The 26102-nt window shown below is 38.2% G+C and carries 22 protein-coding genes; 5 read left to right on the forward strand and 17 right to left on the reverse strand.

Annotated features, from left to right (window positions below):
• Positions 1-86: 86 nt before the first annotated feature.
• From A5889_RS03860 to A5889_RS03905, 10 genes are all read right to left on the reverse strand, one after another.
• Positions 87-2000, reverse strand: a complete 1914-nt coding sequence (locus A5889_RS03860; RefSeq protein ID WP_087641376.1) for an endonuclease MutS2 — start codon at positions 1998-2000, stop codon at positions 87-89.
• Positions 2001-2420: 420 nt separating this feature from the next.
• Positions 2421-3866 (reverse strand): glycogen synthase GlgA, encoded by a 1446-nt coding sequence (gene glgA, locus A5889_RS03865; RefSeq protein WP_087641375.1) that lies wholly within the window; start codon positions 3864-3866, stop codon positions 2421-2423.
• Entirely contained in the window at positions 3863-5017 is a 1155-nt protein-coding gene (gene glgD, locus A5889_RS03870; RefSeq protein WP_087641374.1) for a glucose-1-phosphate adenylyltransferase subunit GlgD, read from the reverse strand. The genes glgA and glgD overlap by 4 nt, the downstream gene beginning before the upstream one ends.
• Complete coding sequence (locus tag A5889_RS03875) at positions 5004-6149, reverse strand: glucose-1-phosphate adenylyltransferase (RefSeq protein ID WP_087641561.1); 1146 nt, start codon at positions 6147-6149, stop codon at positions 5004-5006. Before A5889_RS03875 ends, glgD begins: the two co-directional genes overlap by 14 nt.
• 88 nt (positions 6150-6237) lie before the next feature.
• Positions 6238-8130 carry a 1,4-alpha-glucan branching protein GlgB gene (gene glgB, locus A5889_RS03880; RefSeq protein ID WP_087641373.1) on the reverse strand — a complete coding sequence of 631 codons (1893 nt, stop codon included), beginning with the start codon at positions 8128-8130 and terminating at the stop codon, positions 6238-6240.
• A gap of 426 nt (positions 8131-8556) precedes the next feature.
• Positions 8557-11196, reverse strand: coding sequence for an alanine--tRNA ligase (gene alaS, locus A5889_RS03885; RefSeq protein ID WP_087641372.1), 2640 nt, complete (start codon positions 11194-11196; stop codon positions 8557-8559).
• Between the two features lie 369 nt (positions 11197-11565).
• A complete protein-coding gene (locus A5889_RS03890) occupies positions 11566-12888 on the reverse strand; it encodes a PA2928 family protein (RefSeq protein WP_087641371.1) in 1323 nt (440 codons plus the stop codon).
• A 19-nt stretch (positions 12889-12907) separates the two neighbouring features.
• Entirely contained in the window at positions 12908-14014 is a 1107-nt protein-coding gene (locus tag A5889_RS03895) for a DUF7278 family profilin-like fold-containing protein (RefSeq protein WP_087641370.1), read from the reverse strand.
• 225 nt (positions 14015-14239) lie between these two features.
• Positions 14240-15592 carry a DEAD/DEAH box helicase gene (locus A5889_RS03900; protein ID WP_087641369.1) on the reverse strand — a complete coding sequence of 451 codons (1353 nt, stop codon included), beginning with the start codon at positions 15590-15592 and terminating at the stop codon, positions 14240-14242.
• Between the two features lie 66 nt (positions 15593-15658).
• Positions 15659-16834 carry a VanZ family protein gene (locus A5889_RS03905; RefSeq protein WP_087641368.1) on the reverse strand — a complete coding sequence of 392 codons (1176 nt, stop codon included), beginning with the start codon at positions 16832-16834 and terminating at the stop codon, positions 15659-15661.
• Between the two features lie 177 nt (positions 16835-17011).
• Between A5889_RS03905 and A5889_RS03910 the strand changes: the two genes are divergently transcribed.
• A complete protein-coding gene (locus A5889_RS03910; protein ID WP_087641367.1) occupies positions 17012-17338 on the forward strand; it encodes a hypothetical protein in 327 nt (108 codons plus the stop codon).
• A gap of 196 nt (positions 17339-17534) precedes the next feature.
• Complete coding sequence (locus tag A5889_RS03915) at positions 17535-17666, forward strand: putative holin-like toxin (protein ID WP_087641366.1); 132 nt, start codon at positions 17535-17537, stop codon at positions 17664-17666.
• Between the two features lie 229 nt (positions 17667-17895).
• On the opposite strand, the gene A5889_RS03920 is transcribed toward A5889_RS03915, so the two are convergent.
• The 4 genes from A5889_RS03920 to A5889_RS03935 all read right to left on the reverse strand — a co-directional run bounded on the left by A5889_RS03920 (position 17896) and on the right by A5889_RS03935 (position 21702).
• Positions 17896-18240, reverse strand: coding sequence for a zinc ribbon domain-containing protein YjdM (locus A5889_RS03920; protein ID WP_087641365.1), 345 nt, complete (start codon positions 18238-18240; stop codon positions 17896-17898).
• A gap of 131 nt (positions 18241-18371) precedes the next feature.
• The gene (locus tag A5889_RS03925) at positions 18372-19214 is read right to left on the reverse strand and encodes a histidine phosphatase family protein (protein ID WP_087641364.1); all 843 of its coding nucleotides are present in this window, start codon (positions 19212-19214) and stop codon (positions 18372-18374) included.
• A 203-nt stretch (positions 19215-19417) separates the two neighbouring features.
• Positions 19418-20368, reverse strand: a complete 951-nt coding sequence (locus tag A5889_RS03930; RefSeq protein WP_087641363.1) for a DHH family phosphoesterase — start codon at positions 20366-20368, stop codon at positions 19418-19420.
• 11 nt (positions 20369-20379) lie between these two features.
• On the reverse strand, positions 20380-21702 hold the full coding sequence (locus A5889_RS03935) for a DRTGG domain-containing protein (RefSeq protein ID WP_087641362.1): 1323 nt from the start codon (positions 21700-21702) through the stop codon (positions 20380-20382).
• Positions 21703-22090: 388 nt separating this feature from the next.
• Between A5889_RS03935 and A5889_RS03940 the strand changes: the two genes are divergently transcribed.
• Positions 22091-23530 carry an MFS transporter gene (locus tag A5889_RS03940; protein WP_087641361.1) on the forward strand — a complete coding sequence of 480 codons (1440 nt, stop codon included), beginning with the start codon at positions 22091-22093 and terminating at the stop codon, positions 23528-23530.
• A gap of 45 nt (positions 23531-23575) precedes the next feature.
• Here the strand turns inward: A5889_RS03940 and A5889_RS03945 are convergent, their stop codons facing one another.
• The 3 genes from A5889_RS03945 to A5889_RS03955 form a co-directional block, all read right to left on the reverse strand.
• A complete protein-coding gene (locus tag A5889_RS03945; protein WP_087641560.1) occupies positions 23576-23959 on the reverse strand; it encodes a phage holin family protein in 384 nt (127 codons plus the stop codon).
• A gap of 154 nt (positions 23960-24113) precedes the next feature.
• Positions 24114-24533 carry an ArpU family phage packaging/lysis transcriptional regulator gene (locus A5889_RS03950; protein WP_087641360.1) on the reverse strand — a complete coding sequence of 140 codons (420 nt, stop codon included), beginning with the start codon at positions 24531-24533 and terminating at the stop codon, positions 24114-24116.
• A 21-nt stretch (positions 24534-24554) separates the two neighbouring features.
• On the reverse strand, positions 24555-24731 hold the full coding sequence (locus tag A5889_RS03955) for a hypothetical protein (protein ID WP_176372847.1): 177 nt from the start codon (positions 24729-24731) through the stop codon (positions 24555-24557).
• 299 nt (positions 24732-25030) lie between these two features.
• On the opposite strand from A5889_RS03955, the gene A5889_RS03960 reads away from it, so the two are divergent.
• Together A5889_RS03960 and A5889_RS03965 are read left to right on the forward strand one after the other, a co-directional pair.
• Entirely contained in the window at positions 25031-25408 is a 378-nt protein-coding gene (locus tag A5889_RS03960) for a helix-turn-helix domain-containing protein (RefSeq protein ID WP_087641359.1), read from the forward strand.
• A 4-nt stretch (positions 25409-25412) separates the two neighbouring features.
• On the forward strand, positions 25413-26090 hold the full coding sequence (locus A5889_RS03965) for an ImmA/IrrE family metallo-endopeptidase (protein WP_087641358.1): 678 nt from the start codon (positions 25413-25415) through the stop codon (positions 26088-26090).
• Positions 26091-26102 lie beyond the last annotated feature (12 nt).

A 26102-nucleotide genomic window follows, 5' to 3' on the forward strand; every position in this document is an offset into this window, starting at 1 on the left:
CGTCTTAATCCTCCATGGGTATTATACCATTGAAAAAACAGGAAGAAAACGTAGAAGCTATTTATTTTGCGCCTTTATTTTTTCATTTAGCGCTTTTTCTCTGCTGCTCTTTTTGCTTGTCTTTGCTGCATTTCTTTTCTTAGCTGCTTGTGCGCTTTTTTCGAGCCTCGTTCTAAGTCTTTGCGTTTTTTCCGTTCTTGGAAGTTTTCAAATAGAGAATCCAGATCATAATTTGGCGGATACAATTCTTTCGCGCTTCTATCTAACTTCAGCTGTCGTTTGTGCACAGTGATCTTTTGTTGATCTACATAAATAACTGCTTCATCAGACATTTCAGGTATTTCATAAATCAACCCAATTTTCTTTTGCTCTGTCCAAAATACTCGATCCCCTTTTTCATAGGTAGGAAAATGGGTTTCGATTTGTTTTTTCTCTTTACTGGCAAACAAGGTTTTCTCAGTTCGATAATTGCGGTCATGTAAATATTTTTGCGCTTGCTTCACAACGTTAGCATCCAGCTTCATTTTGTTCGCGATCCAAAAAGCATTGCTCTCTCCAGTTTCACCAAGGATCAGTTGATATTTTGGTGTTAAGCGCTCTGAATCGAAAGCCATTGCTGCTGTCAAAAAATCTTCGTGCAGTTCAGAGAAACGTTTGATTTCACCATAATGGGTCGTTGTGATCAGCAGACTGCCTTTTTGATAAAAAGCTTCCATAATGGCGATCGCTAAAGCCGCCCCTTCATTAGGTTCTGTCCCACTGCCGATTTCATCCAATAGAATCAAACTATTTTTCTTGGTTTTTGCAAGAATCTCAGAGATGTTATGCATGTGACCTGAAAAGGTACTCAAAGCATTTTCAATACTTTGCTGATCACCGATGTCTACAAAAATTTGATCGAACAATGCAATGTTCGTCCCTTCATCCGCAATGATTTGCAGACCGATCATCGTTTGTAAGCTGATCAATCCAACAGTTTTTAAAACCACTGTTTTTCCTCCAGCATTTGGTCCGGTGATCGTTAGTCCGCGATACTCTTTGCCTAGTGACAGATTCAAAGGAACCGCCGTTTCTCCCAATAAAGTGTGTTTTACATTGACGAATTCAATGATTCCATCTCTATTGATTTTAGGTTCGATCCCATTGATTTCCCGACTAAATTTAGCTTTAGCAAAAATCATGTCATATTGTGCGACTATCTCAATGTTTGATTGTATGCTCTGCATTTGTTCAGCGATCATCCCTGTCAACGTTGAAAGGATCTGATAGACCTCTGTCGCTTCTTCCATTTTCAGCTGGTACAATTTATCATTCAGCTTGGCTACAGCCACGGGTTCGATAAAAACAGTCGTGCCTTTGGACGATGCTTCAACAATAGTTCCAGCAATTTGATTTTTATAGCTGGCTTTGATCGGAACAGTGAAACGGTCATTTTTTTTCACGACGATCGCTTCTTGAAGTTTTGGTTTATTTTGTGTATTTCGCATAAAACTATTCAGCTTTGACTCAATTTCCTTTTCACATTCCTGCAGGCTCTTACGGATTTTACGTAGCTCACGACTAGCATCTGTTTCGACTTGGTTATTACGGATCACTTGGTAGATTTCATCTTCGATCATCGGAAAAACATGCAGCGCTTCACTATATTTCGCAAGTAATGGTGCAATAAATTGATTTTTTTGCATAAAGGATTGGATCAATCGACTGCTGCGAATAAAGTCCGCGTAGTTCACCAATTCTTTAGGCTCTAAAACAAAACCTTTTTCTACTTGTTTCGTTAGATGTTCAATGTTGTTCAGTCCCATAAATGGAACATGCAGATTCGCCATCAGCAAAGCTTTCGCTTCCGCTGTTTCCTGAAGACGTTTTTCAACGACCTCAATACGGCTGCTCGGCTTCAATTGCTCGATTCGTTCTTTGCCATAAGAACTGATCGCATAAGTCATCAATTTTTCTTTGATTGTCGTAAATTGTGTTTTAATATATGTTTCTTTATTCATTGGTCTCTCCTTCTTTTTAGAGACACCCATCTTTAAATGAATAGATCAAAAAATTTAGCCTTTTAAATGATTTCAGTATTTATTCATGAAAAAAAGGGATGAAGATTCCCTTCATCCCAAAACATCAATAAATATAGACCATAAATCATCTAGTAGATCAGCCATTGATAAGAGGTAAGATAGGTATCAAACATAGGTATGCTAAAGAAGCCATCTAAAAATGGTCATTTATTCTCCAGCTATTCATTTCCTTAAGTTAGATACTTACACTCACAAAAACACCTCTATGGCTTTCTTTGACTATTCATTTCTCGCTAAGAGTATACCTTGTTTTTTTTGTCTCGTCAATAAAAATCACTAGTCTCCAGCAATAAATCAGCAGTGATGACTCATTTCTTCCTTAGCATAGCTGATCGTTTACTACTCTTCTTTTGTATCCAAGAGTTGCTTGTACAGCTCTAAATAGTTCTGTCCTGATTTTTTCCAGCTAAAATCTTTTGCCATTCCCTGCTTCATCATCTTTGTCCAGACTTCTTGGTCATTTTGATAGAGGTTCAACGCTGTCACTGTAGTAGATAACAAAGAATCAGCATCAAACGTTGAAAAGCTAAAACCTGTCCCGGAATTCGTAACTGGATCAAACGAAACGACTGTATCTTTCAATCCACCAACCTCATGAACAATCGGCAATGTCCCATAGCGCATCGCGATCATTTGAGATAAGCCGCAAGGCTCCGCAGCTGATGGCATCATGAATAAATCGGCGCCTGCATAAATCAGCTGAGCCAAAGATACATCAAACGATATATTTGCACTCAGCTTATGCGGGTATTGCGTAGCAAAAGAGCGGAAAGAGTGTTCGATGTCAGGATCTCCTGTTCCCAGTAAAACAATTTGAACCTCCTTTTCTAATAAACGAGCTAGCTCCTCTAAAAGTAAGTGAAATCCTTTTGTATGAGTTAATCGACTCACGATCCCGATCAGTGGAACATCTGGGTGAAGCGGCAAATTCATTTTTTGTTGAAGCATTTGTTTATTTTGTTTCTTGCCTGCTAAATCAGAAATCGAAAAATGATAGGCGAGTTGTTCGTCTGTTTTTGGGTCATATACTTGCGTATCGATCCCATTTAAGACCCCACTCAATTTATTTTTTTCCAATCGCAAAATACCATCAAGCCCAAAGCCAAACGCCTTGGTTTGGATTTCTTTCGCATAGCTTGGGCTGACTGTGGTCACAAGATCAGCGTAAATGATTCCAGCTTTCAAATAATTGATGCCATCATTTAAACGAATAGAACCATTATAAAAATGCTCTAGCTCTAGATTAAATAGGTCTGGCAATAACTCCTTGCTGTACGAACCTTGAAATTCAATATTATGAATCGTCAACATTGTTTTCACAGAATGGTAAAAGTCTATCTCTTGATATTTCTCTTTTAGTAAAAATGGCACCATCGCACTGTGAAAGTCATTGACATGGATCACATCTGGTCTAAACTCTAGTTTAGGCAGCATTTCAATGATCGCTAATGAATAAAAAGCAAAACGTTCTGCATCATCCTGATAGCCATAAAGATGATCACGATCAAAGTAATAGCGATTATCGATAAAATAATACGTAATTTCTTCCAATACCAGACGTTTTATCCCACAATATTGATGTCTCCAGCCTACTTCTATATAAAAATCGCAAAGCTCCTCACATTGGTTTTTATATGTTTCGGACATCTTTGTAAAAAAAGGCAGTACAACTGAAATCTCCACTCCTTTTTGTACCAATTCTTTAGGTAATGCTCCCGCGACGTCACCCAATCCGCCAGTTTTAAAGAATGGGGCACATTCTGCAGAGGCAAACAAAACCTTCATGCCATTTCACCTCCAATAATATCAGCAGTCACAACTTGATTTTTTTGAATGATCACTGGCTGATCTTTTGTTCCTATAATTTTTATACCCGCTTCGATCGTGATATTTTTATCTAAAATAGCATATTCGATCTGAACGTCTTCCTTGATTTTCGCATTGGCCATGATGATCGAATGCTTGATAACCGTTCCTTTTCTGATCACAGCACGTCTTGAAACTAAGCAATTCTCTATCTCTCCTTCAATGATACAGCCAGTGGCACATTGACTATTTTTTACTTTAGAATCCTGTGAATAAAAGGTTGGCACTTCATTTTTGAGCTTTGTGTAAATTTTTTGTCCTGAATATAGTAAGTCCTTGAAATTTTTTGGATCCAGCATATCCATATTCGCTTGATAATAGGATTTCACGTTATAAATGTCACTTAAATAGCCAGTATATTCGTAAGCAGTCGTCGTTTCTTCTTTGATTTTTTGCTGCAGAAAAGTATAGATGCTTGGAGAATCCTCCTTTTTTTGCCCTGCTTCTAATTGCTTGATCAGCCAATCGGTTTGAACGATATACATATCCATACAAAGGTTTACGAACTCTGTTTCATGGACTTGCTCATCTAATCGGTCTACGCTCAATGCTTCCGCCGAATCATTCAATTTTATAAGAGAGGCATCTAAAGAGACTTTTCCTTTAGGCATTTTTTTATAGACTACCGTCATCTTATTATTTTGTTTTAGATGCTGCTTTAATACTTTTTTGAGATCGACATTGCATAAATGATTACTGCCTAGAAAAACTGTATACTCAGATTCAGCTTTCTGAAGATACTCGATCATCGAGGCAAAAAATGGCAGCCCTTGTGCTTTTTGCTTTAAAAAGTCTTGGTAAAAATACACGAAATAGCTATTTTGAACCGAATCTAAGTTCCATTCTTTCCCCCCGCCGATATGGTCGAATACCGATCTAGTCTCCCCCTCATTGAACACCATTAAAATCGAATGAATGTTGGCATTGGCTATACTTGAAAGAGGAAAATCAAGCAAACGATATTTACAATCAAAGGGTAATGTATCCAACGGTCGATTTTCAGTCAAGGGCCAAAGCCCTTCAAATCTTGAAATATTTCCTAAAACAGCGCACATGCTATTGGTTTTCATCTTGTTTTCCCCCTATTACTTCGGAATAGCCAACCACTTTGATTTCATTTTCTTTATAGATCACTGCATCGTCTCCGATAATCGCATTTTCCCCAATGATCGCATTTTCGATCCAGACGTTTCTGCCGATTTTAGCCCCAGGCATGATCACACTATTTTTTACTGTGGAACCACTTTTTACTTCCACATTCGTCGACAGAATACTATTCTCAATATTGCCTGCAACATAACATCCATCCACGATCAAAGAATGAGCGACAGATGCTGTTTCTGTTAGAAAATGAGGCGGAGAAATCATATTTTTGGAAAACATCCGCCAGCTTTTATCTCGCATGCTCAATTCATTATCTAACTGAATAAATTCCATACTTGCTTCCCATAAGGAATCGATCGTTCCAACATCTTTCCAGTAACCATTGAAACGATAAGCATAAACTTTTTCTCCCGCTTCTAAATAAGAAGGAATCACATGTTTACCAAAATCCAGTAAATGATCCTCATCAGAAGAACTACCCATTAAAACACTTCTCAAGCTGTCCCAATTGAAAATATAGATACCCATTGAGGCCAGATTACTCTTAGGTTCTTCAGGCTTTTCATCAAATTCAATGATTTGGTCATGTTCATCTGTATTCATGATTCCAAAGCGAGAAGCTTCTTTTAACGGTACTTCAATTACACCTACAGTCAACGAAGCACCATTTGCGATATGTTCCTCCAACATGGCTTCATAATTCATTTTATAAATATGATCCCCTGATAAAATCAACACATACTGCGGGTCCATCTGATCGATATAGGAAATATTTTGATAAATGGCATGGGCAGTTCCTTCAAACCATTTTTCGCCATCCGTACTAGAATAAGGATGTAAAATAGTTACACCAGCATCGATCCCATCCAAGCCCCAGCTAGCGCCATTTCCGATGTGATTATTCAATGCAAGCGGCTGATATTGTGTGACCACACCTACATGTTTGATGCCGGAATTTACACAATTACTTAAAGTAAAATCAATAATTCGATATCTTCCGCCAAAAGGTACTGCTGGTTTGGCAATCTCTTTTGTCAGTTTTCCTAAACGGGTCCCTTGTCCCCCTGCTAAAATCATTGCAAGCATTTCTGTACTCATTTGTCTACGGGCAAAAATCACCCTTCTCCCCTTTCAAGGTCTGATTATTTTACAAGTAAATCCTTGATGACTTATTCTAAAAGGTTCATTATTTGATACGAGTATTGATTTCTTTTGGTTTTAGGATGATTCCTCCCAAAGCAGGAACGATCGTTTGTATTTGATACTCAAAGCTTTTAAAGCTTTTTTTCTGCGTTTGGCAATCTTGATTTTTTCTTGTCCATGTCCCTCCAAAATCAGTCATTTCTGTATTGAGCACTTCTTGATATGTTCCCGGAAATGGGACACCTAGAATAAACTCCTTATGCTCGACTGGAGAAAAATTTAAAGCAATGATCAGAAAATCTTTTTTCCGTTTTCCTTTTCGGATAAAGCTCAAAACCGTTGCTTCTGCATTGTCTGCATCGATTATTTCGATCGTCTTTTCGGACTGCTCCAGCTCCCACAACGCTTTTTCTTCTGTATACAATCGATTGAGCACTTCTGTAAAATACTGCATGCGCTGATTCAACGCATCATTCAAATCGATCCATTCCAACGCTTCATCATGTTTCCATTCTAAAAATTGTCCCCATTCACTTCCCATAAATAAAAGTTTTTTCCCTGGAAAAGTCATTTGATACATATATAAATTCCTAAGCTGGGCAAACTGCTTATAACGATCGCCCCACATTTTATGCATCAAGCTCCGTTTCCCATGAACGACTTCATCATGGGAAAGTGGAAGAATGTACTTTTCCTGGAACATATACATCAGTGAGAAGGTCAATCGCTGGAAATTATACTTCCGAAAAGCTGCATCCATTTGATAAAAACAAAGCGTGTCGTTCATCCAGCCTAAATTCCACTTATAATCAAAGCCCAACGCATCATCTGAGATACTTCCAGTAATTTTTATCTCGGAGGAACTTTCTTCTGCAATCATGATGATCTCAGGATGCTTCTGTTTTATCACCGCATTCAACTTCTGCAAAAAATAAAAACCAGCCCAATTGCGATGATCACCCGAGCTGATGGCATCCCCAGTTGGTTCATCATAATCTAGATAAAGCATATTCGAAACAGCATCTACCCGAATACCATCGATATGAAAAGTGTCGATCCAATAAAGCGCGCTGGAAATCAAGAAGCTTTGTATCTCCGGCTTAGCTAAATCAAAATTCAACGCCCCCCAGCGGATATTTTTAGCTTGCAACTCGTTGACATATTCAAATTGGGCGCTTCCATCAAAATAAGCCAGACCATCATCATTGATGCAAAAATGTCCCGGCACCCAATCAATAATGACGCCAAGATCGTTTAAGTGGCAAGCTTCCACAAACTCTTGGAATTCCTCCCTTGTTCCATAATTGGAACAGAGAGCAAAATAGCCGGTTAGCTGATACCCCCAAGACGCGCCAAGCGGATGCTCCATCAATGGCATGAATTCTATATGAGAGTACCCCAGCTTTTTCACATATGGAATCAATGTCTCCTTAAGCTCTTTAAACGTCAATGGAGTACCCTCTTCTTTCGCCTGCCAAGAACCAGCATGTACTTCATAGATATTCAATGGTCGTTCAGACGAATTTAGGTTTTTCTGCCTTTTCCGCCAAGTATGATCAGTCCATTTCCTTTCATCTGCAGCTTGAACGATCGCTGCAGTATTCGGTCTTTTTTCAAAAGCGATAGCAAATGGATCTATTTTATAAATTTCCCGACCATTGTTCTGTTTAACTAAATATTTATAAAGGTCCCCAATTTGCGGCCGTTCACTAAATCCTTCCCAAATCGCCGGCTGCTCCGTTTTTATCAAGGGTATCGTACGGTCCCACTCATTAAAATCACCTACTAGCCAAATTTGCTGCGCATTCGGTGCCCAAACTCTAAAGACGAAGCCTTGTTTGCCATCTACCGTTTTTGGATGACAACCAAAATAAGTATGGCTGGCGAAATTTTCGCCTGTTTCAAAAGATCGTGCCGGATGTTTTTCAAAACTCATTTCGCTCAACCTCACTCTCTTAAAAAATGTTGTTTATTTTGATCAATCAATACCTATTTTTCTATTTTCAAAGAAATTTTCAAAAAATGCTTTCGTTGAAAATAGAGCCGTGAATCTACTTTCTAAGCACCTCTCTATTACATATAAATGAGACTTATTAAAATAAATCTAACAACAAAATGAAAAAAAAGAAAGAAATAGACCTCTGAATCATAAAAAACAACGAAACAAAAGAGTGCGGGACAAAACTAAAAATCAGTTTTGTTTCGCACTCTAAATCTTAATAAACGGTGGAAACAGAAGCAACTCCTTCGGAAATAAGCTGAAATTCACAAAAATTTGAAGAGCAATTTTCGTGAATTCCCTCTTATTTCTCGGAGTTTGACACTTCTGTCCCATCCTTTTCAGAATAAAAATTACTAGACGTTATTTTGTCAGCCAATTAGTGACTTCATTCAACGCATCCGCAATCCCCGCTGGATTTTTACCGCCAGCTTGTGCCATATCCGGACGGCCGCCTCCGCCTCCGCCAACTTTCGGCGCGATCGCTTTGATCAAATCTCCAGCTTTCAAGCCTTTATCATTCGCTGATTTGGTCATTGCAGCAAGCAAGCTAACTTTTTCATCCTGTGCTGTTGCTAAAACCAATACATCTGACAATTCTTTTTGTTTCCATTGATCGGCTAGTTGTCGTAATTGATTCATATCTTTCACGTTGACTTGCGCCGCAATGTACGTCGTACCTGCAACTTCTTTGATATCCTTGAAAATATCACCCGCTTGTTGATTCGCTAATTTTCCTGCAAGCTGTTCATTTTCTTTTTGCAGCTCACGTAATTGCTGTTGTAATTGCTCTGTTTTTGACACAACTTCTTTTAGTTGAGGTGACTTAACGATTCCAGCAATAGTTTTCAATTGTTGTTCTTCTTCATTCATCAGTTCATAAGCTTCTTTACTCGTTACAGCTTCGATTCGACGCACACCAGCACCGATCCCTGATTCAGAAACAATTTTGAAAATACCAATATCTTCTGTATTTTTCACGTGTGTTCCACCACATAATTCAATTGAATACCCGTCAATATTCACGACACGGACTTCCTTGCCGTATTTTTCACCAAAGAGCGCCATTGCTCCCATGTTTTTCGCTGTATCGATATCCGTTTCGATCGTTTCAACTGGAAGAGCTGCCCAAATTTTTTCATTGACGATTGCTTCCATCTGCACTAATTCTTCAGGTGTCACCTGTCCAAAGTGAGTGAAGTCAAAACGTAAATGTCCAGGTGCGACTAATGATCCTGCCTGATTTGCATGATCGCCTAAAATATCTTTTAACGCACGATGCAATAAATGAGTTGCCGTATGATTTTTCAAAATACGGTTGCGCATTTTTTCATCTACATGAAGTTCATAGGTTGCTCCTTCAGTTACTGTTCCTGTTACTTGAACTGTATGCAGAAATTGGCCGTTTGGTGCTTTTAGGACATTTTCCACATGAGCCACGATCGTTCCGTTTTGATCTTTGATTGTTCCTTTATCCGCAACTTGTCCACCCATTTCAGCATAGAAAGGTGTTTCTGCAAAAATCAATTGCGCAGTACCGTCCGAAAGTTCATTCACGATTTCTTCGTCTTTTAAAATGATCAATAATTGACTTGATGCCTGTAATTCTGTATAACCGACGAATTTGCTTTCTACTTTGATATCCGTTAAAACAGCAGACTGCACACCCATCGATGTTTCTTTGCTGCGGGCAGAACGGGCGCGTTCACGTTGGGCTTCCATTTCTTTTTCAAAACCGGCATGATCGACTTTCAACCCTTCATCTTCAGCGACTTCTTCTGTTAGTTCTACTGGGAAACCATACGTATCGTAAAGTTTGAAAATGTCTTTTCCGTTCAAAGTATCTTCATCAGCTGCTTTAACTTTAGCTAGAAGTTCATTTAAAATATCCAATCCTTCATTGATCGTTTCATGGAAACGTTCTTCTTCTGTACGCACAACTTTTTCAATGAATTCTTTTTGTTGTAATACTTCCGGATAATAACTTACCATCACTTCGCCCACAACTGGAACCAATTTATATAAGAAAGCTTCATTGATGCCAAGCTTTTTCCCGTGCATGACTGCACGACGTAATAGACGACGTAACACGTAGCCGCGGCCTTCATTTGAAGGAAGCGCACCGTCACCGATCGCAAATGATAATGCACGAATATGGTCAGCAATGACTTTAAATGAGATATCTGTTTGCGGTGATTGACCATAAGTGACTTGTCCGCTTAATTTTTCTACTGCCTTGATGATCGGCATAAACAAATCTGTTTCAAAGTTGGTCGGCGCATTTTGAACGATCGATACCATACGTTCCAGCCCCATGCCCGTATCAATATTTTTATGTGGTAATGGCTCGTAGGAATCATCCGCTTGATGGTTGAACTCAGAAAATACAAGGTTCCAAATTTCTAAATAACGTTCATTTTCGCCGCCAGGATAATTTTCTGGATCATCTTCTGATACATCGTTGAAGCTTTCTCCACGATCATAAAAAATCTCAGAATCGGGACCACAAGGACCTGCACCAATATCCCAGAAATTATCTTCGATGTCGATAATATGATCCATTGATAAGCCCACTTCTTCATGCCAAATACGTTTTGCTTCAGTATCTTTCGGATAAACTGTTACATATAATTTTTCCGGATCAAACGCCATCCACTCCGGTGCTGTTAAAAATTCCCAAGCCCAGTGGATCGCTTCTTTTTTAAAGTAATCACCGATCGAAAAGTTCCCCAGCATTTCAAACATCGTATGATGACGAGCAGTTTTGCCGACATTTTCGATGTCATTTGTCCGAATTGATTTTTGCGCATTCGTGATTCTTGGATTTTCCGGAACTACTGAACCATCAAAATATTTTTTTAATGTGGCAACACCTGAGTTGATCCATAATAAAGTGGGATCATTGACAGGCACTAATGATGCACTCGGTTCGATCGAATGCCCTTTTGATTTGAAAAAGTCTAAATACATTTGACGCACTTGACTACTTGATAATTCCTTCATTCTCTGATGACCTCTTTCTTGGTTTGCTTTGTTTTGTCGGTTGACGCAATAAAAAAGACGCTCTCCATTGCAACACAAGGACGATAATTCGCGGTACCACCTTGTTTGCAATGAAGCCGCCTGACATTCATTACCTCTTAAACGATCCGATAACGCAGGATCTGCGGCACTGTTTCCAGCACGATTATTAAAAGAGAGCAAAATCAACACATACGGGCATTTCTTTTCAGCCAGGAGAAATGTCTCTACATCCACGTATTTTTGGTCAATCCATTCTTTTAGACACTTGAAATTATAAGGATTTTTGACTGTTTTGTCAATAAGCAGCCAGAATTATCCTTTTGCCTATGTCTTTGCTCAAAAAAACAGCTATTTTTGTCTTTCATTATATTGATAATCATAAAGATAGAGCAGTCGCCCATTCTGTTCATCTATCTTATATTGCTTGCGTCCGGTTACAGCATAGACCGCATTATTCTCCTTGAAAAGCATCACCGGCTCTTCATCGTCGGCCTCCTGCTCCAACACAGTCCGCCAGAAAATTTGTGCTTTCTTTAAGGATACCTTAGCTAAGATTTTTTCCTTTGAATTCCGCTTTGCTTTATAAACAACAAAAGCCATATCTTGTTCGTTCATGCTAGGTTCAATTTCAAGGTCAAAAAACTCAGGGTATAATTTCTCAAGTGCCGCTAACTCCTTTTGAGTATCTAATGAATTCCGATGCTCTTTCATGAAACCATTATGCTGATCTACAATTTTTTCATAGTCAGGATTTTGGACGACCTCTTTCGTTTTCAAATCAACTTTATAATATCGACCATCTAAGCCATAAAAATAAATCGATAATTCATCTATGATCGCATAGTCTGTTTGCTGATAGCTTAAATTATCCTTTAGTTCTGGGATTTTTTCTATCCATTCTTGTTCAGTCAGACTGATTTTTCCCGTTGTTTCATCAATAAAATAGACCCGTTCTTTTTTACTATCGACTGTAAATAGCCCTTCCTTTGTGCTGCCGATGAGATATTCCTGCCATTTAGAATGTTTTGTCCACGTCGTTTCACCCGTTTTTAAATCCACTGCGCTAATCAAAAAGTAAGTCATACTCGTAGAAATTCCAGAGCTGGATCTGCCGTTAGGAATTCGTTGTCTGATTTTATTGATGGATATCGTGTTACCTGCCTTATTTTTTGTCACGATCGTTTGAGCATCTTGTTCAAAAACGATCCTCGAAAAAGCGCCAGCAAAAACAGCCATCACAAATGTTGCTACTAGAAATTCAACAATAAAAACCATAGTATAAATTTGTATGCTTTTTTTGACCCCTGCTTTATTCTTTTTAAACAAAGAACGCAGCATGAATATAAATGTTACAACTATCACCCCATAAATGATCCCCAGCATGATATCATTAAATAACCAGCCGTTAAACTGCCACTTTTTGAAAAACGAAGGCTGTAACAAGGCTAATAGAAACGAGCCCAATAATACATTTATAATGAAAACACTGATCAGCTGAGAGATCCGCCTCTTTAAACTGACCCGTTTTAGCTTGAGATCTTTTCCTAGATCGATGAATAAACGAGTAAAATAGAAGATCGACCATCCATAAAAAAGGGTCAACAAGCCATTGTGAACGACGCTGTCGGTATATCTAAATAAATTCATCCAGCTGATCAAAAATGCCTGCATAATTTTTCCTGCCTTTCACCTATAAGTCAACGATAATACTTTTACGATAAAGGTATTTTTCCGGCTCTACTATTTGTTCCGGCAACACTAAATGCTTGGAACAATAGTAAGTGGACAATGGCAGCATCTGCTCGATCAAATGACGATCATTTTTTTCTTGGATGCTCAGTTTTGAAACAGCAGGATCCTGAGTCAGTTCGTAGCGATTTCTTTGTGTATCGATCACTAGACCAAACATATTGGCTCCGCTCATTTTTTCCTTGATCTGTCTACCCGATTCATTATTTTGTAAGAGTAATTCGTTGCCCCAGCGAAATAACCTTCTAGTCCCTGCACCAACAGCAAACTCCCATTGATCTTCTGTTAAAAGATCAAATCCTTGTTGCTGTATAGCCTCTCTTAATTGTGTATGGGTACACGTCTTATGACTATAAACAAAATAACACTCTGCATTGGGAACAAATTCCAAGTAAAAGTGGTTCTCTTCCAAGACTGTTTTGGGAAAAGACCAGATCAAGCTCTCTTGTGCTGTCAGCTTAGGAAATAGTTGTGCACAAATATCTGCTTCAAATACTGCAAATTTTTCAACTTCCCCTTCAAATGCACCTGTGATCGTATCAACGATTCCTAAAAATTCAGTTCCGGCGGGCAAAGCATATTTTTGAACAAACATTGCCGGGATCTCAGCTTTTCTTAAGGGTGACGTATGGTCATTGATATAATTCGAAATTCCTTCTAATGTACACAAATCATGTGCTGCTTCTTCCTCCAGCTGTTGAAACGCGGGATCGATCATTTCATTTGTCAAAGTTGTTTTGAACGTTTTCTTTCCAAGATCAGCAACATCAAAATCCAGAAGCTCGTGAGGTCGTAATCCCTCAGCTCCCAGATCCCAACCGAGGATCGCTTCACTATTTTTAGGGATAAAAACAAATAATTCCCCGTCTAATTCGATCTCAAATGTTCGACACTTGATTCCGTAAAGCTCAAAATCAACTAGCTCGATCATAGTGATCTCCATTTTGGGTGGAATAAAATACATCAATAATTGCTGCAAACACGCTGTCTTTTCAGTATCATTCAATTTTTTCCATTGTGCCCATTCAATTTGTTCAAATAGCTCCAAAACGGCCCCTCCTCAGAAATAGAAAAATATCTGCTCAATCAAGTATACCATTGAAACCGATTTTCATTAACAAAAATCGACAATCCCTTACACTCGTATTTACTCCAACAAAAAAACTGGGCCATAACTCTATGAGTTACGACCCAGTCCTTTTAAAAAAGAATAAGCGGTAGGTTCAGAAGTAGCTCCCTCTTCTTGAATACTTCTATCTCAACCTCAGTCCAACTATTTATAACTATTTTTCTTTGCTTTTTTTGCTGTTCTCGTTTGTTGACGACGTTCAACTTTACGTTTTTGTTTATTGCTGGCAGAAATCGCACGATCGATTTTTTTCTTGTAGCCTGGCTTGATTTTTTTCTTTTTCTTCTTGACTAAGCCAATCAACGTAGGATCTTCAAGTGCATCTTTGGTTTTCTCACGTTTTGTTCGACGATTACGGTCATATGTTGCAACAACTTCACCATCTTTGATTTCTTTTGGATGAAATTCAATACCTAATTGCTCTACTTCGGAAATCGCTTCTTCATCTGCTGGCGAATAAAGTGTGATCGCAGTGCCATCTAAGCCATTTCGACCTGTTCTTCCAACACGATGGATAAAAAAATCTAAATCGCTTGGTACTTCTGCATTGATTACATGAGAAACCCCTTCAATATCGATTCCGCGAGCTGCTAAATCAGTAGCAACTACATATTGAAATTCTAAGTCCTGCACTTGACGCATCACTCGTTTACGTTCTCTTGGAGAAATATCGCCGTGGATCTTCCCCACTTTTAGGCCTTGGCCTTTCAAGTACTCCGTGATTTCGTCTACACGCTGCTTTGTATTCGCAAAGACGATCGCTAAATAGGGATGACCTATTGTCAATAATTGATAAATCAAACGGTTCTTATCTTTGCCTTTCGTTGAAATCAACCAATTATCGATCGTTTCAGAAATGATGTTCTTCGGCTGAATATGCTCAACGACAGGATTTTCCATATACTTTTTAAGGAATGGTTTCAGTTTTTCAGGAATCGTTGCAGAAAAAACCAGCATCTGTAAATGGCTCGGCAGACGGCCGGCAATTTGATCTACATCTTCTAAAAAGCCCATATCCAATGTCATATCCGCTTCATCCACAACGAAAGCAAATGCCGTGTGTGCTTTTAAAGCCTGTTCATTGATCAAATCCAAGATTCTTCCTGGTGTTCCGATCACAACATGAGGCTGCTGATTTTTTAGTTTAGCAATCTGACGCTGTTTGTCTGTTCCCCCAACAAAATTCGTCACACGAATTTCCGGCTGGCTGAATTTTCCGATCTGGCTTGCTTCTTGATAAATCTGATTCGCCAGCTCTCGACTTGGCGCAGTGATCAAGATTTGCACCTCATCTAATTGAGGATTTATCTTATTCATCAATGGGAGTAAAAAAGTATGTGTCTTCCCGCTCCCTGTTTGAGATTGACCGATCACACTTTTGCCTTTTTTTATTACAGGGATCAGCTTTTCCTGTACTTCTGTTGGCTGTTCAAACCCTTTATCTGCTAATGCTTCCATAATAAAATCATTGAATTGAAATTGTTTAAATGAACTCATTTTCTCACCGCTTTCTATCCTTGTTGTCTAAGTCCTCATGCATTATACCACAAAAATGGCAGGGCCTTAGTCATTTTCGATTTTTTTCTCTCTTTTTATCGTACTGACCGTATAGGTGTGGCTAGCCTTCTCATAAAACAAGCGCCGTTTCTTACGTAAAAGCACGTAGGCAACATTAAGAACAAATAGCAGCAACAACAGCATACAAAATAAAAAGATCATCAAGGTGACTAGTTGGAGCATCTGGTTGGTAGAATTAAGTAACTCAGCTGGTCCAGCAATGAACAGGCTGATCAAGCCATAGACAAAATATAGATACCCATAACGGATAAATAACGCATTAAAACTGATCCTTTCACGTCCTTCTTGGACGATTTTGATACGTACGATTTTTTTACCGATCGTTTCACCATTCGTAAACGTTGGTAGCACCATAAATACTAAGAAAACCATAACAAAAAACCAGCCGCGTGTTTCGATCAAAGGATAAGCTGACACTAGTTTACGATATTCCGGAATTAGCTTAAGCGAAAATGTCACTATAGCTTGCACGATCGAAATGACAAACCAGTCGACCAAAAATGCTGCAAAACGTCGAAACAAGCTAACGGACTGTCCTTTTTCATACGCAGCTTCATCCAGCTCATCTCTTGTCGGAAATAAAAAGGTCAGCATTGGAGTGATCGCATAGCCGATGATGCCACCGAAGGTATTGTTGATCAAGTCATTCACATCTGCTAAGCGGTATGGTCTAGGATAAATAAAATACAAGCCACTCAATTGCGTCAACTCGAAGAATAAGGATAATAAAAAACTAGCTATCACAACTTTTTTAAACGTAAATTTATAATAGTAGCGTAAATAAACCCCAAAAGGCACCAAAAGTAACATATTAAATATTGGCTCTAAAACGACACTTTGCTTTAAGGCAGGTACAAATGTACTAGGGTCATGTATATTCAATACCGTTCCATTTAAGAAGCGTTCCACAAAATAAAAAGGTCGTAACTCCAAATATTGCCCCGTATACTGAGCAACTTCTGCTCTTGGTGGTAAGGGTAAAATAACTAAAAAATAAGCACAAAGTAGATAGAAAACAAATGAATAGAGAATAATCGCCCGCCATAATAAAAACGTCCCATATTTACGATACTCTCGAATCACCAAAACAAATGAAATGGCAAAAGCTAAAAAAGGAAAAACGATCATCGCAGTTTTGATCGGTACTGTATAAGCTGACATATTGGTTCACTTCCTCCTATTTAGTGTAGTAAAAAACGGTTCCGTTGTCATTCATAACAAGTTAATTTAATAAAAAATATATTTTGCAAATCAAAAAATTTGCAGTATGATTGAAATAAATAGTCAGCTACACTTACTTAGCTAATTCCATAAACTTTTATTTTAGGAGGTTATTGTATGTTAAATGCTTATTTTGCTTTTGGCGTTCCTGTGTTTTTAGTCTTTTTATATATCATTTTTGCTATTATTCGGAAAAAAAGCAAGATTCATTATATCGGTTTTGTTCTTTTATTGATAGCGTCTTTCATGATGGCGTTTAGTTTTCAAGTGCTTCAAGGATTGTGGACACTAGAAGACAATCATTCAGCTCAATTAGATCAATTAAACTATGCACCAGAATTGTTATGGTTACCTTTAGTATTCGGCGCAATTTTAGCGATCATCAACCTATGGCGCGGAATCAAAAGGATTCTATCATTTCGAGAAGAATCAATCAATAAGTAAGGAGAGAATATATGGATATACAGATTCGTGTTATTATTGAGAAACAGTTGATTTTTATATAATAACAACAAAAAGAATGAAATACACACATCCTTAATGTTTAGTCTGATACAATAAAAGAACAGACAAGTTAGGACGGTGGCTACTTCTGAAAGTTGATAGTGCTTATGCATGTAAGTGCTGAGATCTTTAGAGAGTGGAATACCTTTTGTCCGCATTAGAAGCAATTCAGCTGATTTTAAGCTTTGGCATGTTTACCATCGCCTTGATCAAACTGATCGTGGAATTGCTTAAAGACAAAAAAACATCATCTTTAGCCAAGCAATAGTTACTCTTAAAATAAACTAGTTACCGTCTTAAACGGCTCTGTCGAAGAGGATATGTTAGCGCATATCCTCTTTGCGGGTTTTATTATAGAATAGAAGCGATCAATAATTACAGTTAAATCCCTATTTACAATTATTAAAACATAAACTAACTTATTAAAATATCAAAAAAGAGTAACCAGATAGATATCTAATTACTCAATGAAATCTTATAAACAAATTATCCTATTTCTAATTCTTCTTCACAAATTCCGATTTCAACTTCATCGGACCAAAGCCTTCCACTTTACAATCAATATTATGTCCGTCGGCTGCATCTGCAACTAAACGAATGCCTTTGACCTTCGTTCCCTGTTTGATTGCACCACTGGCACCTTTGACTTTCAGATCTTTGATGACTGTGACATTATCACCGTCTGCCAATACATTTCCATTAGCATCTTTGATTACGGCTGTGGTATCTTCAGCCGTCTCTTCTGTCGACCATTCATGCCCACACTCTGGACAAATCATCATTCCGCGATCCTCGTAAGTATAAGTAGAGCCGCATTCAGGGCAACTTGGTAAATTTTCCATTTCATTTCTCCTTTAACTAATCGGTCAGAAAGCAATCTGTTAGCATCAACGATCGCTTTCAATCTACTTCATTCTATCGTACTTTCTAGTGAAAGGAAAGCCCTGCTAGAAGGATGATGGGGACATACACCTTATTTTGTTTCTTGGCCTTTTTCTACATATGAAAGATCATTCACGCTGTCGACTGTATATTTGCCATCTTTATAGGTGACTTTTGATACACTTGCATTTTTCAATCCGCCATCCGGCAAGTCAGCATTCGAATCCAGTTCACCCAATAATGTGATGATACTCATCCCGTGAGAAACGACTAAAACATTATTCGCTCCTTCTTTTTGAGCATCTTTGACTAGATCATCCAACGCATTGGTCAGTCGAGTAATGATCGTTTGGCTATCTTCTGCGGGCCAGTTGACGCCTTCTTCAACATTTTTCTTATCTAACTCAGATAATACATCTGCAAAGTCAAGAATTCCCTTATAAAAACCAACTTCCTTCATCCATTCATTGTATTCTTCAAAGGTTTTTCCTTGCTCTTTTGCAACAGCTGTCAGCATTTCCTCATTCATTAACCCTTCATAGGTACCAAAATTATATTCTCTCAAACGTTTGTCTTTCGTCATCTCTTTAATCATATCTTCTTGTCCATTATTCTGTAGAACTAACTCAGCCGTTTCGATCGCACGCCCACTATCACTGGTTACGACTTTATCAAAGCTTACATCCGATAATCCTTTACCTAAATGCTCTGCTACTTCAACTCCTGCTGGCGTCAATGGGGCATCGATCCAGCCTTGGGAACGATCGACCGTATTCAACATCGTTTTTCCATGACGAGCAAGATAGATCACGACCTCAGAATTTTTATCTTCTTTCGTATCCGCATTCTTCTCTTCCATTGCTGTTCCATTACTACAACCTGCTAAAACCATCGCTACTAATGCTGCTCCAACAAACAATTTTCTCAATTTCATTTTTCTGTCTCCTTTATCCTAAGCATTATTTTTTGTTGAATAGAAATAATAGTAATCCTCCCTTTAAAAAAAGAAAAAACCTAACTATGCCAAATAAAAACACTTGGTATAATCAGGTTTAGCTTGTCTACGACAATCACTATCCACTATTCAACTAGCTTTAGTATAATAGATTCGCACCAAATTGTAAATGCTTTCATACGTTATTTTTTGTATTCTTTGCACAATTGTTGGATTTCATTATAAATAACCGTCACTTCTGCTTTATCTTTAGCATTAGCACCGCTAGCTAAAGGATGCCCACCACCATGATGTTTTTTCGCTAACTCATTGATCACAGGTCCTTTTGATCTTAAACGTACACGATAATAGCCTTCCGGCTGTTGGACAAAAATTCCCCAGGCTAGCACTTCATCGATTATCCCTGGTAAAGAGACAATAGCGGCTGTTTCTGAATCAACGATGCCATATTCATCCAGCAAACTTTGCGGTAGAATGACCTTTCCAGCACCATTTTCGTCAACCTCAATATTTTGATATACATAACCTGCTAATTTCGCCACTTTCATTGGCATCTGCTCCAGTTCACGATTTAAATCAACTGGTTCAAAGTCATAGGTCATTAATTCCGCTGCTACCTCTAAGGTATGAGAGGTAGTCGCAGGATATAAAAATCGGCCAGTATCGCCAATGATTCCTGCATATAGTAGTCTTGCTGCTTCGTCATTCATCGTTAGCTCTGATTGATTATGATGATAGAAATCAACAATGATTTCACTACAGCTGCTCGCATTAGTATTGACCCAAACTAAATCACCATAAGGCTCGTCATTAGGATGATGGTCGATTTTGATTAATTGTTTTCCCAGTTTATAACGATCATCACTGATTCTAGGAGAATTGGCTGTATCTGTGACGATCACAAGTGCATCTTCATAATATTCGTCAGGAACTTCATCCATTGTCGCCAAAAAATCTAGCCCTTCAACAGGTCCGCCGACTTGATAGATCTTTTTTTCCGGAAAACTGGTACGTAAAAGTTCAGCCAACCCAACTTGTGAACCAATTGCATCTGGATCAGGTCGCTGGTGGCGATGTATAATAATTGTTTCATATGCTTTGATCGTTGTTAAAATGTCTTTTAAAACATCCATCTTCATTCCTCCTATGTCCGTTCCATGACTTGGCAAACCACGATTGCTTTCGCCACTAATGCGTTTTCTAAATACACCTCGATATCAAGTTTTGCTGAACGTCGCCCAATTTCCAGCACACGCGGTCTTATATCAAGCTCACTTTCCAGTTGGATCAGACGTAGATAGTGCAGACTCATTTGTTCAATCAAAACATTTCTTCTTTGGTTGGTGATCATGGTTCGCTGTGTCACGTTCGAAATGATCTCGCTTAGAACACCAAAGGAAATCGTTCCTACGCTATTGACCATTTGCGGTGTCACTGTAAATCTAAATTGGCCCTCTTCATTCCTGTCAGTATCATCGACCGGCATCACTTCTCCTGAAATTTGATCTGAGATCGTGTCTGCGATTTGAGGCTGTCTTTGAACAAGCTGCATGGCTTTCATCACGTCTTGTCTGGAAACGAATCCAACCAGTGATAGGTCATCTTCAACAACCGGCATCACCTCTAGTCCATCCCAAATCATTTGATGACTGACACTTGCAACACTCATCATTTTTTTGACGATGATCGGATCTTTAGTCATCACCTTGTCCATTGTCAAAGTCTCCGCTTTTCCAAGAACATCTTTAGCTGTGACTATTCCCACTAAGCGCAGGCTCTTATTCACGACAGGAAAGCGTGAATGATGTGTTTTTTCAGATAGTTTTTGATAATCTGCGATCGTATTTGTTGAAAACAAATAATTCGTTTTTTCCAGACTTGTATAGATATCACTGACTAGCATGATATCTTTTTTGATGAGTTGATCACTCAACGCTCGATTGATCATGGTAGCCACTGTAAATGTATCATACGTCGTTCTGAGTACAGGCATTTCCAGTTCATCTGCCAGTTCAGCAATTTCTTTTTCTGTATCAAAGCCACCCGTGATCAATACTGCTGCGCCATTTTCCAACGCCAGTTTTTGCACTCCCTGGCGGTTCCCCACGATCATCAGTGAACCAGGCGTGATATAACGAGTCATCGCCTTTTCTGTCATCGCACCGATGACAAATTTATTCAGAACTTTGTCTAAGCCGGAAGATCCGCCCAGCACATCTCCTTCAATGATTCGAACTACTTCACCAAAGGTCAATTTTTCAATATGCTTTTTTAATTTCCGTTCGATCCGAATCGTTCCAACACGCTGAATGGTCGAAACTAATCCAATGTTTTCAGCATCTTTGATAGCACGATACGCGGTTCCTTCACTAACACCAAGATTTTTTGCGATACTTCGGACTGAGATTCGATCGCCGATCGGCAATCCTTCAATATATTTTAATATTTGATCGTGTTTTGTCGCCATAATATCCTCCTAAAAATCTATGTTCTTAAGCATCTATCTACTTTTCTATTTCTTCAACTCCGTTTGATTGGTTCTGATAAAAAGGTCCTGTTTTATTTCTTCCTAGCACTATACTAAAACAGTCTCGACTCCTTATTTATCGACTTCTTAAAAAAAGTATAACAAAAAATGAGACTTTTTAGTACAGTTTTTCCTCATTTATTATAACAGATAACATAAATAGATAGACAAAGTGTGATCGAGCAAGTGATTTTCCTCGTTCTAATTTAAGATAGATGTTTTTTTGTTTCTCATACTTATTTATTTTTTCATTTTTACTGACATTTTTCTGAAAAAAGGAGTACTATAGTAACGGACTGTTTACAGTGTTGTTTAAGGAGATGAAGAAATGGAATCAGTGAATAATTTTCAAGAAAATCCGATCGTTCAAAAAAATCGGTGGTGGATTTTGGTTTCGGTTGCCATGTTTACTTTCATGTCGACCTTAGATGCCAGTATTGTGAATATTGCTTTGCCTACAATATCCAAGGACATGGGCGTACCGATGAACCAGTCCGAATGGATCGTTTCGATTTATTTGATCATCGTCTGTGCTTGCTTACTGCTATTTGGCAAGATCGGCGACAGTTTCGGTAAAATCAAAGTCTACCGCATTGGAACGATCGTCTTTACGATCGGTTCTTTGCTGTGTGGATTTAATCATTCATTAGGCTTTCTATTATTTGCTCGAATGGTTCAGGGGATCGGATCAAGTATGACGATGGCGACAAATTCAGGGATCATCACAGAAGTGTTCCCTTTAAAAGAGCGCGGCCGAGCGCTGGGTTCGATCGGTGCATTCGTTTCATTAGGTTCAATTGCAGGGCCGGGAATCGGCGGTCTGATTTTATCACAGTTTTCTTGGCCGTATATTTTTTGGATCAATGTCCCAGTAGGAATCATCACTATTTTGATTTGTGAAAAATTCTTACCAAAAGATATTACAAAAAGCGGAAAGAAAGTCGATATGCCAGGTTTTGGTTTGTTCGCTGCATTTATCATGACTTTTTTTGGCGCAATCTTTATTGGGCAAGAACTTGGGTTCACCGCTATCCTGCCGATCGTCTTATTTATATTAGCATTAGTTGCTTTCATAGCTTTTTTGCGTATTGAAAAAAGAATCGAACAGCCGCTTATTTCATTTACGATTTTTCAAAATAAAGTGTTTACTATGAGTTTGATCACAGCTGTTTTGATTTTTTCTTCAAACTTCTTTGTGAATGTCGTCATTCCTTTTTATCTACAGAATGCACGAGGATTACCCGCCAGTAAAGCAGGTCTTTTGATGATGGTCTTTCCTTTATTGATGGTCGTTGGCTCTCCGATCAGCGGTTATTTGACCGATAAAATCGGAACGAAATTATTGACCTTCGCCGGATTGATCTTATTGTCCATTACTTCTTTGATGTACATGTTCCTAAATCAAGGGACACCGCTCTGGTACTATATTTTAGCAACAGGAATCATGGGTCTAGGGAATGCTTTATTTCAATCACCGAATAATACTACTGTGATGAGCAGCGTTGCTAAAGAAGATCTTGGGGTAGCTGGAAGTATGAATTCATTTGCTCGAAATCTAGGAATGGTGTTGGGGATCGCTTTAGCAACAACTATTTTGTATCATTCGATGAGCGTTGCCTACGGCTCTCGTGTCACAACTTATATCAATGAACGACCTGATATTTTTATTTTTGGTATGCGGATAACCTTTTTAGGTTCATTTATCCTCTGTTTATCAGCACTTGGATTAACATTCTATCGATCATTAAAACTAAAAAAAGGAAACTGATTGCAGAATTTCTGCTTCAGTTTCCTTTTTTTAGTTTGTTCTCGATCATTTTTCATCTTTATCATCTTTGAAATTTTTAAGAAACTCTTCAAATAGTTCTGTACCAATCCCCATTTTTTTGTAGTTTTCCAAAATGGACTTCAATTCCATCAACAGATAGCCGATATATAACACATAGATCAAGCCAACACCTGTTCCACCTGGAATCAATGGTGCCAACGGAACAAAAAACATGAGTAGTACCATACTCGCAATTTTCCTTAAAATTCCATTGATCCCCACTTTGCTTAAAAAATGAATATCTGGATTGATTTTTGCTGCTAAGCTACCGCTTAAAAAATCAATGATCATTGCAACACAAATCAAAGCCAATACGTAAATTGCTTTGTGATCAGCATCTACTAGAAAACGATCTAAATACTCAAACATTTTCATAATTACCACCTTTTCTTTATTTTATAGGAGTACCCAATAGTCTAACGAATGTCCTATTTTTAGTCTCTTTGTCTTCATTTACTAATGAGTATCATTAGTTTACCTGTTTTTCATTTACTTCAGCTGCCGTTTTTCTCCCAAAATCATGTCACTTTTCTATCAATAATTCGCCACTTTCATAAGACTCTGCAAAACGAATCATTGCTTTATCCAGTTCACGATAAAACTTACTTTCGCTCATATGGTAATTCATATATAATGCAATATTAGTGGTAAAATGGCGGTCCATATATTTGTCATAAAGTAATTGCCGATCATATCGATCTAATTGATTCATCGCATTGATGATTTTTGTCAACTCATTTGCTGCCAGTTTCTTACGATCAATGATCGGTTCCGTTCGTTGTCCTGTTTTGTTCGTGCTTGGATGCACTTCAAAAACGTATGCTGCGGTGATTTTAGGAACATGCTTATCTCCAGCAATTCTCAATAAAGAGCGATAGGTGCTCAATAGCTCATGAACCTTTTTTTTTGTTTTCTTTCGATCGATTTCGGGAAACAATATCATTATTTATCCTCTCCTTTATAATTAGTCTTCAATTGCTTGTTGACTCGCTAAACTTTTCTCTGTCAGTTTTACTTCCTGCTCTTCTTTAAAAATTTCTTTTGCCAATTCCTTTGCCTGAACTTCTGCCTGTCTATCACCTGATTCTGCCAAATTTAAAAAATGAACAAGCAACTTGCTTTTGGCTTTACGTCTTTTCATATCGTTCCTCCTCCTCTTAAAGCTTCTTAATACTTTTCCTCTTAGTGAATTTGCTAATATAAAGTAATAAATTGACAAATAATAGCTTTTACGCTATTATATAGGTATAGTTAAACAAGCTTCTCTCTACTTTGATCACTGCTTTCATTATGGTGATCGCGTAAAGAAATTGCTTGAGTAGCTGTTTACTTATAAATTAGCTTATAAGAATAGTATAATAGCTTAAAAGCTAATTGTCAATTAAAAATAGCTTGAAAGCTAATTTATTTTTCATTTAAGCTTATGAAAGGTTGAAAAACATGAGTTTAACTTACAGAATCAAAGAGCTGGCTGATCAAAAGAAAGTTACTTTTGCTGAGATTGAACGAAATACAGGAATTTCTAATGGCCAAATCCGCCGTTGGGACACTTCTTCTCCTAAAATAGAAAACATTCAAAAAGTCGCTGATTATTTTGATGTTTCTACAGACTACCTGTTGGGGAGAACAAATACTCCGGCACGGGAAGAAAATCTTCCTGAAGAAGCTCTTTCTTCACAAATCATGTTTCGAATGAATACTGAAGGGCTCTCAGAAGCTGAAGTAGATGAATTGAAAGATGAAGTGGACCGTTTTCTTCGATTCAGAAGATCTGAAATCGAGCGTGAACGCGAACTAAAACAAGACGACAAGGCGTGATTGGATGACAGAGCAAATTGATGAATACCTTAGTTTTTCAGATCAAATCAACGATTATATCTCAGCTGTAATGGTTGCTAATAATATTGGCTATGAACACTATAACTGTTCCTATCTTTGGGATTATGTTAAATCAAAAGGAGTCTTCATGCGAGGATTTCCTTTCGATGGTGTAGCAAAAGACCGCATTTCCGGCATGATCGTCCAAGATGCTTTAGAGACAACTATTGGGTATAATCAAAATATGAGTGAGAAGAGAAAGAATTTTACGATCAGTCATGAAATCACTCATTATTTATTTCATATGGGTGATGGTAAAACGATTTTCACAGATACTGAACGTAGCTTACACTATTCTTATAACGAAGAGCTTCATGAATTTCAAGCAAATATCGGTGCTTCAGCCATTCTTATTCCTGATGTGGTCTTATTTCGCTTTTTAAAAGAAGGCTGGAATTTAGTTCAGTTGTCACAGCATTTCGGCATTTCTGAGAGTGCTTTATATGTCCGCTTGATTCAAACCATGCAGGCAAATTTCGGGGTCTCTTTTGTAGCGGCAAAAATGAACGCTGATACGATCCGTTATAAATTTAGTGGAAAAGGGCAACGGGCAGCGATAGAACTTGGCACTAATCTGGAAACAAGACTGTTCAAAACAAATCGGTTTATTGAGGCTTTATAAGAAAATGAGGTC

Origin of the sequence: Enterococcus sp. 9D6_DIV0238, from assembly GCF_002174455.2 — a bacterium.
Lineage (GTDB): Bacteria > Bacillota > Bacilli > Lactobacillales > Enterococcaceae > Enterococcus_L > Enterococcus_L dunnyi.